Raw genomic sequence first — 16,295 nt, forward strand, 5'->3', positions numbered from 1 at the left:
TCATTATTCCGTTACCGTTGTATTAACAGCCGCAATGTCGTTGGCGATTGCCCGACAGGTTTAATTTGAATCAAATACAGGCCTTCTGATAGTTGACCTGTATCGAAACGATACGGCTCTGTTGGAGCAACCTCCAGTTGCGTTTGCTGGAGAGAGCGACCTTGGAGGTCGTTCAGTTGCAAACGTACAGATTGGCCAACGGCTGAACTGAGGTCGATCAACACATGATCTCGCGCCGGATTAGGCCATAATTTGAACGTCTCCCCCAGTTCTGAAGTACCTACTCTAGCGCCGGTTGGGCACGTCCGTTCCACGATAATCCACTGCTGTTGCTGCCCCGTCCCCAAGGTCATCTGACTAATCTGAGCGCCCTCAGCCGTGCTCGAATTGCGTACCGTAATGGCTTTGTTAGAGTTACGATTGATGATGTTATAGTACCCATCCGCATTGCGTACCAAACGCCATTGCTGATGACTCCCCCCCCAATACGTCCATTGCTCCAGCAAGGCATCATCTGCCGTCGATGAATTGGTCACCTCAATACCTTTCTGGGTGTTCAAAATTTTGACACTATAGTAGCCACCATCGGTAGCAGCAAAGCGCCAACCCTGCGTGAGCTGATTGGCGTCGGTACGTTGCGTTAGCTTATCGCCATCCCACTGGGCACTGGCATCTACACTTAATACTTTTCCACTAAGCCGGGATATGAGTCGATAGCATTTATTCGCTTCAACCGACGAAACGGAACCTGGCAACAAGGGAATGAGTGGTGTTGGCGTCGCGCTGACTTGCACCCCACCAGACCAGCCATTGCCTGCCTGAGCGTAAACCTGGAAATAATAGAGCTGCCCACCTGTCAGGTCAGTTACCGTAACCGAATTTCCTGTACCCTGATAAAGAATCTTTCCGCCCCCTGGCATAGCCGAATTAGTATTCGTGAAGCTTGTGCTGGCATTTCCTGCGTAGTTTACCTCCAGAGGTATATCCGTACGATTGTCGATCACAGTCCCTACCACCAACACATTCTCGAAAGGAAGACTCGGGTTAGTCCAGTTGAGTTGTACACTACTACTCGTCAGCGTGGTAGCCGTCAGTCCAGTAACATTGAGCTTGGGAGAATTACAGTCGGGGTAGATCTTGACAGAATCCGTCACCAAGTAGCCACCGCCTGCTGCTGTCGCGGTCACAGAGATCAGATAATAGGTATCTACGCCATCACAGCCTACTGGCGGAATAGCGATGGTGTTATCGGTAGTCGTCTTAATCAATTGTTCGTGAGTGCCACGGCGTAATTTCACTTGCCATAGGGGTGGGTTGGCACTACCATTAGTAACGGCTGCCGTCAGCCCAAAACTAGTGGCTTTATCAAGGGGGTATTTACCATTATTGACCGGGCTCGTGATTTTAATCGTCGGGGCATTATTTACGAGCGAGACGGTAAATACCTGGCTGAGAGTTTGTAGCCCTTTACTATCTATAACCTTGAGCTGAGCGAAAAACGTAGTGATAAGACCGCCGTGTTGCCCTGTTTTCGGCGTAAATACATGCACAGGATTCGCTTCATTGGAGTAGTTGCTATCGTCGCCAAAGTTCCACTGGTAGAAAATCTGATCGCCATCGGGGTCGTAAGACTTATTACCTGTAAAGGTCACGCTTAAGGGTGAGCTACCCGTTAAAGATGTAGCGGTAGCCACCGCTACAGGCGGGCGATTGGCAGTGGCTGATGCCGGGGTAGTGCTGATCTGCACACCACCCGACCAACCATTTCCCGAATGGGCATAAACCCGAAAATAATAGGGCTGTCCTGCTGTCAGATCAGTTACGACCACTGAGGTTGACGTGCCTTGGAAGAGCACCTTACCGCCCCCCGGCAAAACCGAACCAGTACCCGTAAAGCTTGAGCTGGCCGTATAGTTAGGCTCTAGTGGTATATCTGTAAGGCCTGATCCCGCCATACCCACCACCAACACCTTGTCGAAAGGTAGCGTTGGGTTAGTCCAGTTAAGCCGCACACTGCTATTCGTAAGCGTGGTTGCGGTTAAACCCGTAATATTGAGTTTAGACGAGTTACAATCGGGATAAATCTTGACAGAATCCTGCCCTGACAGATTGTTATAATCCGTCACTTTCACCGAAATCACGTAATAGTAATCATCGCCGTCGCAGCCTGCGGGCGATATATCAACAACAGGATTAGCACCTGATGTAGTTTTCACAAGCTGCTCACGATTGTTGTGGCGAAGCTTTACCTGCCAGATCTGCGATTGGATACTATTGCCAGCGACCGTAGCACTTAGCGTATAGCTAGTGGATTTATCGAGTGCATAGGTAGCATTATTGACGGGGCTCGTAATTTTAACCGTTGGGTTATTGTTGTTGAGTTTGACATAAAATGTCTGAACAGGACTGCGTAATCCTTTACTATCAATGACCGTCAGTTGAACCGTATAGTTGAGTACCAAACCGACGCCCTGACTACCAGCCTTTGCTGTAAATACCTTAACAGGATTGGCCTCCGTAGCATAGCTACTTCCATCGCCAAAGTTCCATTCGTAGGTAATAGGGTCACCATCTGGATCGTAGGATTTGTTGCCGGTAAAGGTCACACTTAGGGGCGACGTCCCCGTTAGCGACGTAGAGGTAGCAACGGCGACAGGAGCCTGATTAGTGGTAGCAGTGGCCGTGCAACTACGCTCTTCAATACTCCACTGCTGTTCCTGCCCCGTTCCCAGCGTCATCTGACTGATCTGGGCACCATCGGCCGTACTGGCATTACGTACCGTAATGGCTTTGTTGGAGTTACGATTGATGATGTTGTAATACCCATCCGCATTGCGGACCAAACGCCATTGCTGATAATTGCCTCCCCAATACGTCCATTGCTCCAGCAAGGCATCATCCGCCGTTGAGGAGTTGGTAACCTGAATACCTTTCTGCGTATTCAGAATCGTGATGCTGTAATAGCCTGCGTTGGAAGTGGTAAACCGCCAACCCTGAGTGAGCTGGTTAAGATCGGCTCGTTGGTTGAGTTTATCGCCGTCGTTCTGAGCACTAGCGTCTACACTTAATACTTTACCGCTTAGTCGGGATACGAGTCGATAGCATTTGTTGGGATCAATCACCGAAACGGAATTTGGCGACGACAGAGTAGCGGATGGGACTGTTGCGGATGGTAGTGACAAGCCCAGAACAGTGATTTGGCTCCCCAGCAAACAGAGGAAACTACTAAAAAGGCCACAGCTGATGGCATACAGCTTAGGCATGTACGTATACATTGTGTTCATAAAAGAATGAGTATGGGTTAGATTATTTGGAGAAATCGGTTGATTTTCCCAGACTTTAATTCAGACTTACTAGTCAGGACTGCGTTACATGTTGTGTTTTATTTTATGCATTAAAGGGTGTTTAAAGTGTGAGTTAAATAAGGTGGCAAATAGCATCTATGCCCAATTATATACCACCACACTGGTTGCATAAATTAACAATCTGGTTGCACGAGCATCAAAAAAAGCCTTATTCTATGAACAGGCTTCTACTAAATAGTAATCTTGCGGAGTGAATCAATTAAAATTTACTTCGCAAGATTAGGGCCTACAAGCCGCTGATAATTCGGGCGTATACATTGTTGGCCAGATTACCATCGTAGGTCATGGTCAGATCATCAGCCACATTTACCGTAATGCTGGACGTACTACCTGAATTAGCACTCGTTCGGGTGAGGGTAAAGCCTAAACTCGATTCGCCACCTCCACTAATGAAGGCTCCTGAATTCATCGTTAGGGTGAGTTGTCGGTTGGCTAATGACTTCGTGACCGTCCATTGTCCATTATTCACGTTCAGGGTGCCGCTAGTCTGCACATCGATACTAGTTAAGTTCGGGGGGAACGCCAGGGTATAGCCAATAGGCGCCGTGATGGTAATGGTCACATTGCCAGAAGAAGTTGGTAATCCACCTACTTCAAACACATTGACCACGAAATTACCCACGGCGGCTGTACCGGATGCGCCAAACTGAGCTTGTGGCAACAGTATGTTCGCGGTTAAATCGGAGCCCCTAACTGGCACATTGGCCGTAGCTTTACATCCATTGGCACCGGTGAGCGTGACCGAGTAGTTGCCACTGGTGGTTACCGAGATCATGGGCGTGGTTTGTCCCGTCGACCAAAGGGGGCTACCGGTACCGCTGGCCGTGAGGGTGGTACTCGGATTGGCGTTGGTCAGCGTAGCGCTGGTGGGACTGACGGTGAGGGCAGGTAAAGCCGTATTGCTGGTGACCGTTGTTGTAGTAGTGCTCGCACAACCGGATTCATTGGCAACTCTAACCGTATAGGTACCTGCTACGGCCACATCCAGCGTATTCGCTGAACCGGATGTACCTACCACTGTTCCTCCTCGGGTAAATGTATAAGAAGTACCGCCCGACGCGGTCAGCGTCACCGCAGGCAGCGTACAACTGATGGGGCCATTATTAATCAGGCTGGCCACAGGAAATGAACTCACCGTTACAGCGGTAGTTGCAAATGCTGACTGACTATTATCGCTGATAATCAAAGTAAAGCTTTGGCTGCCCGATCCCGCAGAAGTTAGGTTCTGGCTGAAGGTAGCACTAGTTTTGGTGCCAGTTGTCGGGGTGCTGATTCCGTTGGTGAGCGTGTAGCTGTAAGTCCCTGTTACATTGCTGATTGTAGCCGTGAAGGTAACAGGACTACCCACACAGACCGCGTTGTTCACAGCGGCAAAGTTGTCAATGATAGGTGTGTTGTTCACAATCGTCAGCACGTAAGAAGCTCCCACGCCTGAACAGCCATTGACATCTATGGCTCGTACAGTGATGGAGAAACTACCACTTTGCGTAGGCGTACCCGACAAGACACCAGTGGCTGATAAATTTAGTCCTGTAGGTAAACTGCCGCTGACTACACTGAAACTACGGGGGGCCGTTCCGCCCGAAGCCGTAAAGTTCCGGCTGAACGCTACATTCTGGACACCGTTTGTTGTGCTTGGATTATTGACGTTGACGGTTGCTACGATGTTGCCCACCGTTGTCGTGGTTGTACTCACACAGCCCGTGGCATTGGCCACGCGCACGGTATAGGTACCTAATGTGGTTACATCTATTGTATTGGTCGAACCCGGTGTACCGACTACTTCACCACTTTTGATGAAGGTGTACGACGTGCCGCCCGAAGCGGTTAAGGTCACGGTAGTCAAAGTGCAGCTTAAAGGACCGTTGTTGGTCAGACTGGCCACGGGGAAGGGACTCACGGTTATATCGATAGTGGCTGATGTTGATTGATTATTCGCTCTGATAGTAAGTGTGAAGCTCTGGGTGCCTGATCCAGCAAGCGTCAGATTCTGACTGAAAGCAGCACTGGTTTTTATCCCAGAGGTCGGAGTGCCAATACCATTGGTCAGCGTATAGTTGTAGGTACCCGTTACATTTCCTATTGTGGCCGTAAAAGTGGCAATACTACCTACACATAGGCTCGTGTTTACCGCTCCAAAGTCGGAAATGATGGGTGTGTTGTCTATAATCGTCAGGACGTAACTGGCCCCGACACCGGAACAGCCGTTGACATCGGTTGCTTGTACAGTGATGGTAAAACTACCACTCTCAGTAGGTGTACCCGATAAAACGCCAGTGGTCGATAAACTTAATCCGTCGGGCAAACTACCGCTGGCCACACTGAAACTACGGGGCAATGTGCCCCCCGATGCGCTGAAGGTCTGACTAAACGAAACATTTACAACTCCATTTCTTGTTGCCGGATTTGTAGCGGTGACGATTGCTGCGATATTGGCGACGTTCGTAGTGGTGGTACTGACACAACCTGTAACATTAGCCACGCGTACGGTATAAGTACCCGCACTAGTCACATCTACCGTATTCGTCGAGCCCGGTGCGCCTATGACTTCACCACTTTTGGTAAACGTATAGGAGTTCCCCCCCGAAGCCGTTAAGGTCACTGCAGGCAGCGTGCAACTGATAGGGCCGTTGTTGGTCAGGCTGGGTACAGGTAACGAACTAACGGTCACATCAGTTGTTGCTGATGCCAACTGGCTATTGGCGCTTACAATCAGCGTGAAGCTCTGGCTGCCTGACTCAGAAGAAGTCAGATTCTGGGTGAAAGCAGTACTGTTTTTTACCCCAGAGGTCGGAGTGCCGATACCATTAGTAAGCGTGTAGTTGTACAATCCCGATACATTACCCACTGTAGCGGTGAAGGTCAGCAAACTACCCACGCACACACTCGTGTTCACCGCTCCAAAATCGGTAATGGTGGGTGTGTTGTCTGTAATCGTCAGAATGTAATTAGCTCCGACAGCCGAACAGCCATTGGCGTCAGTAGCCTGCACGGTGATGGTAAAACTACCACTCTCAGTAGGTGTACCCGATAATACTCCCGTAGTGGACAAGTTCAGTCCGTCAGGCAAACTGCCGCTGGCCACACTGAAACTACGGGGAGATGCCCCCCCGGATGCGCTGAAGGTCTTACTAAACGCAACATCCTTTATACCAGTTGTCGTAACCGGATTGTCGACGTTGACGGTTGCTATGGTACTGACGACGCTCGTGGTGGTCGTACTGACACAGCCAGTAGCATTGACCACGCGCACGGTATAGGTACCTGCCGTCGTCACATCTATTGTATTCGTGGAACCTGGTGTACCAAGTACAACTCCACCCCTGGTAAACGTATAGGATTCCCCACCCGAAGCCGTCAGCGTGACGGTACGTTGATCACAGGTCAACGTACCGCTGCTCGTCAATGTTGCAGTTGGCAATTCGTTGACTACCAGCGATAGTTGATCAGTAGCTACGCAGCCGCTGGCGTTGACCGCAGCTACACTGAAACTGTAGGTTCCTGCGGTCAGGGATAATACCAATCGGGTGTTGCCAGCACCACTTAATCTACCCGACGGACCCGTGAAGGTATACGAACTTAAGCCACTGGTAGCAGACAGGGTAACCGGTGAGCCTGCACATGCATTAGATGCACTAAGCCTAATCGTCGATAAGTTATTAACCGTTACATTGACGGTGGCCGTGCTGCTGCAACTACTACCACTACTAATCACCACCGTGAACGTTTTCACCCCCGAAGTACTCATTGTGGCCGACACGCTCTGGTCTGAATTACTGCTTAGCGTGGTGCCGGCCGGGCTTAACCAATTGTAGCTGTAACCACTTCCACCATTAGCACTTAAACTGACCACGCTCTCAATACAGGCCGAGGTTAGGCTGACTGACGCCTGAGCCACAAATCCAGCCTTACCAAATCCTCTACTACAGAAAGCATCAAAGTCTCCTTCTCCTGGCAGACCTAAATTATTTTGAAAATCAACACTACGTCCACCTCCACACAGCGCTGTTAATGAGGCAGGAAAACAACCGCTTAACTGATTCGTATTTAAATTAAGAACCGTCAGCTTGGTTAGCGTACCCAGATTAGCGGGAATGCTACCCGTTAACTGGTTGTTCTGTAAATTAAGGACCTTCAGTTTGGCTAGCGTGTTCAGGTTGTTTGGAATACTACCTGTTAACCGATTATCATTCAAATTAAGCCTTTCTATATTCGAAGGCAGATTAGCGGGAATGCTTCCCGTTAACTGATTGTTCTGTAACTCATATCCTTGCAGGCTCGCAGGCAGGATCGTGGGAATGTTCCCGGTCAGCTGATTCTCACTTACATTAAAATTTAGCAGGCTAGTCAGTGGGCTCAGATCAGTTGGGACAGTACCCGTTAACTGATTAACACTTAGAATAATATACTGAATATTGGTCATGGTAATCAGGTTAGCGGGGAGGCTACCCGTTAGCTGATTGTGCTCTAAATCAAGCATTTTCAGGTTTGTAGGCAAATTAGCCGGAATACTACCCGTCAACCGATTATATGGTAAAGAAAGAGCTTGCAGATTGGTCAGCGTAGACAGATCGGTCGGAATCGGACCCGTCAAGTCATTGTTATCCAGTTCGATGCCAATCAGGGCGGTTAAATTGCCCAAGCCAGTAGGAATGCTGCCACTCAATTGTGAATTCTGGTTAATCTGAAGCACGGTTAAACCTGTGAGCATGCTCAGACTACCTGGAAGGCTGCCCACCAGATTATTATTGGTTAAAGCAATCTCACTTACCCGTCCATTAGTGCAGGTTAGGCCAAACCAGGGGTTGCCATTATTACCGGTGCAGGGGTCAGTACCGTTGCCCCAGCCTGTATGGTTGGTCCAGTTTGGCCCATTTGTGCCATTGTACAGATCCATCATTGGCTGGTAATCAAGCGTTGAGAGCGGGGCAGCTCGTAAGCTGGTACTGAACTTACTGATTTTCCTTTCTCCACCCTCGATTTCAAACGAGTTCGCTCCATCGGGAGGCATAAGTTTTAGTCCAGCACTAGCCATCCAGCTATCAGGCAAGAGTTTAGGAGTTTCTTCGTAGCTACTCTTCTGCCCAACCCGGCCACTATCCGCCGAAAAAAAAGCGGTTGTATTGGTCGTTGGATATTCGATAGTTTTTCCCCGAGTCAGCAGAGAGAAGCTAGTCAGTATAATCAGCAGAAAGCTTGTCCGAAAAGATAGACGATGAAAAAGAAGTAAAGAAGAGTTCATAAACGAGATAGACTAAGGATTGCGTAGGAGTTTATGTCGGCCGATTACCGAACAAATTGCCCCGGCAAGTACCCTATCTGGTTTCTCAGCCGCTACCACATATGTTGCATTGTTTGTAAATTTGGGTGCATCAAACAAAAAAGAAGCCCGATTATGGGCTTCATGATGACTAAACTGCCTAGTTAAGATACGGATTTTGTTTTTTTGTAAATTACGCTACGTAAGTGATGATTCGTCTTTTATAATCCGCCCGCTCGTCGTCCGGCCATACTGCGAGGGAAGTGTATGGTAATGTTCCTGAAATAATTTGGTGAAGTAGGATGGATTATCAAACCCAACCGCATAAGCAATCTGCGTTACGCTTTCGTCGCCTTCAAGTAGTAATTCGGCCGCTTTAGCTAGTCGCATCTCCCGAATAAAATTAGTTGGACTGGTATCGGATATTGCTTTCAGCTTCCGGTTGAGCTGCGTACGGCTCAGGTTGGCAGCTTCGGCAAAGGCTTCTACATTAAATGCTGGATCGCTTAGGTGTTGGTCAACGATGGCCGATAATCGGTCGAGAAATTTCTGGTCAGCAAGTGGGAGTGCTGGTGAGGTTTTGGAAGTTGTTGAGTTTGCTGCTGATTCTTCCTGCTGGCTAAACCAACGGTACAGTCGTTCGCGCTGCTGAATCAAATTAGCTACCCGTGTTCGAAGTTCGACCTGATTGAAGGGTTTGGTCAGGTAATCATCGGCCCCTAATTCGAGACCTTCGAGACGATCTTCTATGGTTGCCTTCGCCGTTAGCATTACCACCGGAATATGGCTGGTGACCTCCTGCGTTTTCAGGGCTTTACAAAAACCAAACCCATCGAGTCGGGGCATCATCAGATCGCAGATGATTACAGTAGGCAAATTAGCCGTCGCTTTTTCCAGTCCATCTAGTCCATCTTCGGCTTCAATAATATGATAATCTGGCTCGAACACCATTCGTACATACGTACGAATATCAGCATTGTCGTCAATAATAAGCAGAATGTTATCCGTAGTTGATATTGGTGAAGCTATTTCAGGTATAACTACATGCTTATCAATAGCATACCCCAATAATTCGGGTACTTTGGCATCATCTGTTGGCGATTCCTGTTCCAACCCTATTAGTGGCAGGCGAACCATAAAAGTAGTGCCTACGCCCTCGGTACTGGAAACAGTAACCGTTCCTCCAAGTACCTTTACCAATTCACTAACCAGCGATAACCCAATACCAGTACCCTCGTAGGTTAGTAGTCCGCCAGTGGGGTTGACTTTATTCTTAGCCCCAGCCGATCGGGCATTGGCAGACCGCTGATAAAATCGTTCGAAAATGCGCTCCCGATCACTTGGGGCAATGCCAATACCGGTATCCTCTACCGAAATTACTAACTCACCGGTTGAGTGCTGGGGAGGGTAATCGACCTGCAAATGAACCTGATTGCCATCGGGGGTAAATTTGAACGCGTTTGAGAGTAGGTTGGTTACTATTTTTTCAAGCTTGTCATGATCGAAATTAGCCTGGAAGTGGCTATGCTGCTGCGCGAACGAGAACCGAATGTTTCGGCTTTCGGCTAGTGAGCTAAACGAGCTGGCCAGGGTTCGGAAGAACGTCGCCAAGTCGCCAGTTTCCAGTATCGGTCGAAGTTGACCCGCCGATAGTTTGCTCAGATCGAGGAGCTGGTTGATCAGGCGGAGCAGCCGATTGCTGTTCTGCTCCATCAAATTCACCACCGGCTCTGTTAGCGTGACCACCTTTTCTGTCCGAAGCTGTTGTTTCAACGCGGTCAACGGACCAAGAATCAACGTCAGTGGTGTACGAAATTCATGGGAAATATTGGTAAAGAATTGCGTCTTAAGCGCATCCAGCTCTGCTAATCGACTGGCTTCTTTTTGCTCAAAAGCCACCTGCTGCTGCAACAGCCATCGCTGTTTCTGGAATCGATAGAGCTGCCACGCGAGAAAAATCAGCGCAAGCGTATACAGCAAATAAGCCCACCAGCTTCGGTAGAACGGCGGGTGAATTCGAATAATCAGTTGAACGGGCTTGCTCCAGACCTCTCCGTTAGCCGATCCTTCCAGCTCAAACGTATAGGTACCGCTGGGCAGCTGCGCATAGTTGGCGAATCGGTTGGTCCCTGCTTCTACCCAGTTTTTATCGATACCATGCAACCGATAACGGTACTGATTTTTAGCCGGATTTGCATAATCCATTACTGCGAATTCCAGCGTCACTAAGTTTTGGGTATATAACAAATCGAGCTGCTGGGTCTGCTCGATACTTTCTGGCAAGATGCCGTCTGGAGCTCTTACACCAACAGCTTCATTATTGACTTTTAACCCAATAATATGAACCTCAGGAATCGAACCCTTAGTTGTGGTTGCTACGTCTTTAGGACGAAAGGCAGTCAGCCCGTTTACACCTCCAAAAAGTAGTTCTCCTGATGCCGTTTTAAGAAATGAACCCGTATTGAATTCGTCGTCCTGAAGCCCGTCGGCTTTAGTATAGTTCCGAAACTTGAACGTCCGGGGATTAAACTGAGCCAGCCCCCGATTGGTACTCATCCAGAGATTTTTAAACTCATCTACCAGTATGCCATAAACCACCTTATTAGGCAATCCCTGAGCTTCGGTGAACTGCCGAAATTGCCCGGTTTGCTTATCCAGCCGCTCTAGCCCCCCTCCTTTCGTGCTTACCCAAAGGTATTTTCCCGGCTGATCAGGATCGTCGACAGTACTCGACACAAAATCATTGCTCAGACTCTCGCGCTTGGCAATATTGTTTTTATAAATCGAAAAAGCCGGGTTCGACTGTAGATGATCGACCCGAATAAGGCCATTCTGTGTACCTATCCAGCCCGTACCGGCATTATCGAAATACAGCGAGTAAGTTTCGACTTCGGCGGCCTGTCTGGGTAGCAGATTCTGGTACGAAAATACCGTAAAGGCTTCGGTCGTTGGGTCAAATTTGAGGAGTTTTCCATTCATTGCCCCAATCCAGATCTTCCCGAATTTGTCTTCACGAGTTTGATTACTATATACACCAAACGCCGTACCGGGCGGCAGCGAGTAGGTTTTGAGCGGTTGCCAGTTCGGCGAAAACTTAACGAATTGATGGATATGTGGATCGGCCTGGACGTTTGCTATGGAGGCCCAGAAAAACCCCTGATGATCCTGCATGATGTAAGCTGGCCGGTCAGATTGAATTGTGCCGCTTTTACTCAGAAAAGATTTCCAGTTATTAGTAGAGCGGTCTAATCGGCCATAATCAAACTGATTTCGCACATAAGTCTGACCCCGCTGATCCTGAAATAGATATGAGAGTGAGGTATTTGGTAAGCAAGCCTGAAACTGCTTAATACGAGGACTGAATTTTCGCAGGCCATAGCCCGCTGTACCCACCCAAATATTCCCGGTTTTGTCGATCAGAAGCTTAGTAATCGCAAACACATTTGGCGGCATAACCGCAAAAGCATTGCGCTCTGACAGGTTATCCTGCGCGTAGAGCTGGGCGGGCGACATAAGCCACAAAAAATCGGGTGTTGCTACGGCTACCGTTTGAGGGGTAAGGGCATCGAGATACAGATTGAAGTTTTTAGTAGGCGGCAGCTTGATCACCTTTCGTTTAGTCTGCTGCCAGCCAACGAGCGTATCCGAACTGAATCCAAACCAGTAGTCAGGTTGCTGCCCGTCGGGTGTTGCCTGGAACAGGGTAGCTAATGGACCAAATCGCTTACTTTGCGAATAGCCCGTCGGTTGTCGCCAGTTCAGTGTGTATAATTCTCGGGCGGCACTAACCACCGCCTGTCCATTGTCATAAAATCTGATTCGGGCTGGAGCACTGCCACTACTTGGAAATGAAAACCGGCTGAATTGGACCTGGGATGTAGCATCATCCTGTTGAGGGAACCCGTTTTTCAGCGCGTCAGTCAAGGTAATTTTAACGAGTTTATTCTGGCTGGTGCCTACCCAGATGTTGCCTTCTGGGTCTTCGGCCAACATACTAATCTCGAAATTGCCAGCATCAGGTAGGGCCGGATCGCTCAGGTCGATATGATAGAATCGTTGGGTTCGATCATCGTATAAATTAAGCCCCCGGTTTAAGGTTCCTATCCATAAACGCCCCTGACGATCAACTAGTAAAGTCGAACAACCATTGGATGACAGACTGAATTTATTGTACGCGTCGTGGGTAAAAACCGTGAAATTATAGCCATCGTAGCGATTCAGCCCATCTTTAGTCGCTGCCCATATGAAGCCCTTATGATCTTGTTTAAGATCATAAATCATTCCTTGCGACAAGCCTTCCGAGATTGTAATTTCCTGCCAACCCTTAAGTTGAGCGAATATTGAAAACGGCAGCAGACAGAAGACCAGACAAAGAAGGCGCATCAACATCTTTTTCCAGAAAGATACGTACAACCGTACCAAACCGATTTTAGTATTACCGAAGTTGTTTAGTTGATAACTAGCCCTTACTACATTAGCTTGTATAAAGCATTCTTAGGCAATTAACCTCTCGTTCTCACGAACAAGGACTGCACCATTGTCCGCAATCTTGCATGCGCAATGTAGGCCCAGATAAGCAGCATATACATCGAAAAGTCCTGATACGATACGGGCAACGCCATGTTGTTAATATAATAACGCGTTGCCGTGAAATCGAGGGTTGGTGTGAAGCCAATCAGGTTTTCGTAGCCCAGCATCAACGTTAGACCAAGTGCGTAAAATAGGTATTGAGGTTTGCGAATGGCCCACAAAATGCCCGCTAGAACCGTGGCCCCAAATCCAGCATAATGCTTCCAGGTCAAAGCCAAATCTGTGGTGGCAGCCGTATAAACAGAATAAATCTGGACAGCAATTAGAACAAGTACGATTAATCCGTAGCCGTAAAACTCTTTTAATTGAGCACGTTGCATAGAGGTAGTAGTTACGATAAGCGATCAATATAATGGATAAAAATACGCCAAAAACTACTACACTTATAGACTAACAGCTACTATTTTTTCGAGAAGCCTTCGTTAAAAAATACAACTAAGCCATCTTTCCCGGCCACAATAAGGTCTTTACGACCGGTTTTATGCAAGTCAGCCACAGCAAAGTAAATTCCTGTTCCCTTGCCAACACCTGCCTGCCCATACGCAATATCGTGCTTCACGAATTGTTTTTTCGAGGCATCCCAAGTAAAATAGTACAGGCCAACAGGATCTTCTTCGCCGGGGTCTCTACCGTTGTGCGCCCGGAAGCGTTTACCGGTTAGTAGCTCAGGGCGTCCATCGCCCGTAATATCAATCCACTCCAGACAATGGTATTGTGAGTTTTTGTCATCGATCAGGTGCTTTGTCCAGGCGCGTTGCCCGTTGGCGTCGCGAGTTTGTTCGTACCAGTGCAGGCCGTAACTGTGCCCCTGCCCTACAATAAGGTCATTCTGTTTATCGCCATTCACATCGGCCACAATAATGGGCACACTAGCCGTGCCAAAGGCAAACTCTTTATGCAATGTCCAGGGACCAGACTCCCGATTTTCAGGGGCCTCAAGCCAGCCATCGCTAACAATCAGATCACCCCGACCATCGCCGTTCACATCGCCAAAGCCGAGGCCGTGTCCCTGCGTTGGCGCCACCGTAACGGTTTTGAATACGCCTGGACTTACCAGCTTAAGGTATTTGAGGGGATGATTGGGATTGTTAGGCACAATGTCAACGGTGCCATCGCCATCTATATCCCAGGCTCGGGTTGTTTCTACATTACCCACCTTCCCAATCTCATGCAAGGGCCACTGACTGTCTTTCTTCGCCGGATTTTCGACCCAACGCAGCGTCTGGTCAAACCACCCACCCGTTACGAAATCCAGACGTCCATCGCCATTGACATCGAGTGGAATGGTCGAGAAATCGTCATAATATTGGTCTTTACGCGGCTCGTTTCCAATGAGATGCCGGTTACGAAAACGAGGACCTTCATACCAGAAATCACCGGATACGATGTCTAGCGTGTCATTTTTATCGACGTCAAACACCCCCACCGATTCATAACTTTCGGCGGCAACAAAGTAGCGGTTAAAGCGAAGTGTAGGTTCAGGAGCAGTTGCACCGACAAGGGCGAATAGTACCAGAAGGCCACTAAGAGGTCGAAGCATAGGTGAGTTGGTTATGTATTGTCGGGCTTTGCTACATTATCTTATAACACTAGTTGGTCAGAAGAAGAGTAGATGAGCCGGTAAGATTGATTCAGGAAATGAGACTGAGTTACGGTTAACCCTGCCGTTATGAAAAAAGTGATCCTTGTTCAATTCATACTCTACGTAAGTGGGGGTTTCTTATTTTCCCCAACATCGGCCTGTTGCCAACAGCCGACGGACTCTCCTTTCAAGAGTTCGTTCAGGCGCTCTCCCAGTATCTCTGATGAATCAGGAAAACCCAGAAGCATGAGAACCTGGTATTTCCCTCCCGAAAAATTTATCGACAGTTCACTAACAAGAGTGCGAGTTCCGAAAGATCAGGTTACTGAAAGCATGCGCACTGACCCTAATTATTATTTCCTTCCGGGCGAGCTTGTTCTAGCATCAAGAGTCAAAACCCGAATTGATACCTTCAAGCTCAACTGGTTTTCGTATGACCTTTACAAGCTACGAGAACCTGTCCTATCTAATTTTCCGCTGGAGAAAGAAGTCTATCGATTTACCTTGCTCAGATCATTCCATCCCCCCGTAGTGATTTCACTGGAAAAGAAAGGGGATAAGATTCGTTTGTATAGTAAAGTAGCCCGTAAAATGCCCGAATTTCCAGGTAGGAATTACATGTCACGGAATGGTAAAATCCATATAGCAGACAGTACATCCCAAATACCATTTAAAGTGAATAAGTCGAAACGCCTTTCCAAGGCTACTTACGACGAGTTTATTCAATTAATGATGAGTCTAAAGGTTTTATACAGTTCCCCATTAGGTTTTAGCAAAGTGCTTGGGACTGATGGCTCAGAGTTGATTTTAGAAACGCATCGGCCAGATGGCTATTACTTCCTGGTTCGCTGGAGCCCCAACCTTGATCAGCCAATTCGCATTATCGGGAATTATCTACTCAATCTTAGCGATGCACACGAGATCCCTTATTGATTCATTATGTAGACCTCCATCGCCAGCGGCCTGATCTTCGTACTATGCGTTTTTGCTTCTGCCAACTCCTAATAAGGCTACACCAGCAAGTATCGAAAGATTGTTAATGACCGAGCATCATGAAGAGGCAGCTCTGGCATCAAAGTGTTTCTCGAAGCTACGGATTTGCGTGCTTACCTGACCACACTGTTTATTAAAAATATCAGTTCCCCTATCCTGTCATACTGCTTGTGTCCTGAAAGACACTAGCGTTGGGAATTACTACTCGAAGAAGGCAATCGACTTGTCGTTAAGTGGCCTCCTGCTAAATAGTACAATCATATATCCGATCAATCTAATCTGATTTTTAGGTTTCTAACACCTTAGCTGAAATAGCTGGTATCCGTATCACCATACATTCAATCGATCAAATGTTAATCTAATGTTAGTAATTTATACCTATCGATATTATTAAAAACATACACTTTTACCCAAAGAAGGCTAAGCTCAACTACTCAGACAGTTAGCCAGTATTTTTAATAACTTATTAACTATGGCTTAATTATTTTCTAATTACAACGAGTAG

Annotated in this window: 6 protein-coding genes; 1 reads left to right on the forward strand and 5 read right to left on the reverse strand. The window is 47.9% G+C overall.

Annotated features, from left to right (window positions below; genetic code table 11):
• Positions 1 to 11: 11 nt before the first annotated feature.
• From ACYVGR_RS37295 to ACYVGR_RS37315, 5 genes are all read right to left on the reverse strand, one after another.
• A complete protein-coding gene (locus ACYVGR_RS37295) occupies positions 12 to 3,284 on the reverse strand; it encodes an RICIN domain-containing protein (RefSeq protein WP_460965962.1) in 3,273 nt (1,090 codons plus the stop codon).
• A gap of 307 nt (positions 3,285 to 3,591) precedes the next feature.
• Positions 3,592 to 8,607 (reverse strand): beta strand repeat-containing protein, encoded by a 5,016-nt coding sequence (locus ACYVGR_RS37300; protein WP_460965964.1) that lies wholly within the window; start codon positions 8,605 to 8,607, stop codon positions 3,592 to 3,594.
• A 216-nt stretch (positions 8,608 to 8,823) separates the two neighbouring features.
• On the reverse strand, positions 8,824 to 13,008 hold the full coding sequence (locus ACYVGR_RS37305) for a hybrid sensor histidine kinase/response regulator transcription factor (protein WP_460965966.1): 4,185 nt from the start codon (positions 13,006 to 13,008) through the stop codon (positions 8,824 to 8,826).
• A 119-nt stretch (positions 13,009 to 13,127) separates the two neighbouring features.
• The gene (locus ACYVGR_RS37310) at positions 13,128 to 13,535 is read right to left on the reverse strand and encodes a hypothetical protein (protein ID WP_460965969.1); all 408 of its coding nucleotides are present in this window, start codon (positions 13,533 to 13,535) and stop codon (positions 13,128 to 13,130) included.
• 80 nt (positions 13,536 to 13,615) lie between these two features.
• The gene (locus ACYVGR_RS37315) at positions 13,616 to 14,755 is read right to left on the reverse strand and encodes an FG-GAP repeat domain-containing protein (protein WP_460965970.1); all 1,140 of its coding nucleotides are present in this window, start codon (positions 14,753 to 14,755) and stop codon (positions 13,616 to 13,618) included.
• A gap of 288 nt (positions 14,756 to 15,043) precedes the next feature.
• On the opposite strand from ACYVGR_RS37315, the gene ACYVGR_RS37320 reads away from it, so the two are divergent.
• Positions 15,044 to 15,730, forward strand: a complete 687-nt coding sequence (locus tag ACYVGR_RS37320; protein ID WP_460965972.1) for a hypothetical protein — start codon at positions 15,044 to 15,046, stop codon at positions 15,728 to 15,730.
• Positions 15,731 to 16,295: the final 565 nt, after the last annotated feature.

The organism is Spirosoma litoris (assembly GCF_054776755.1).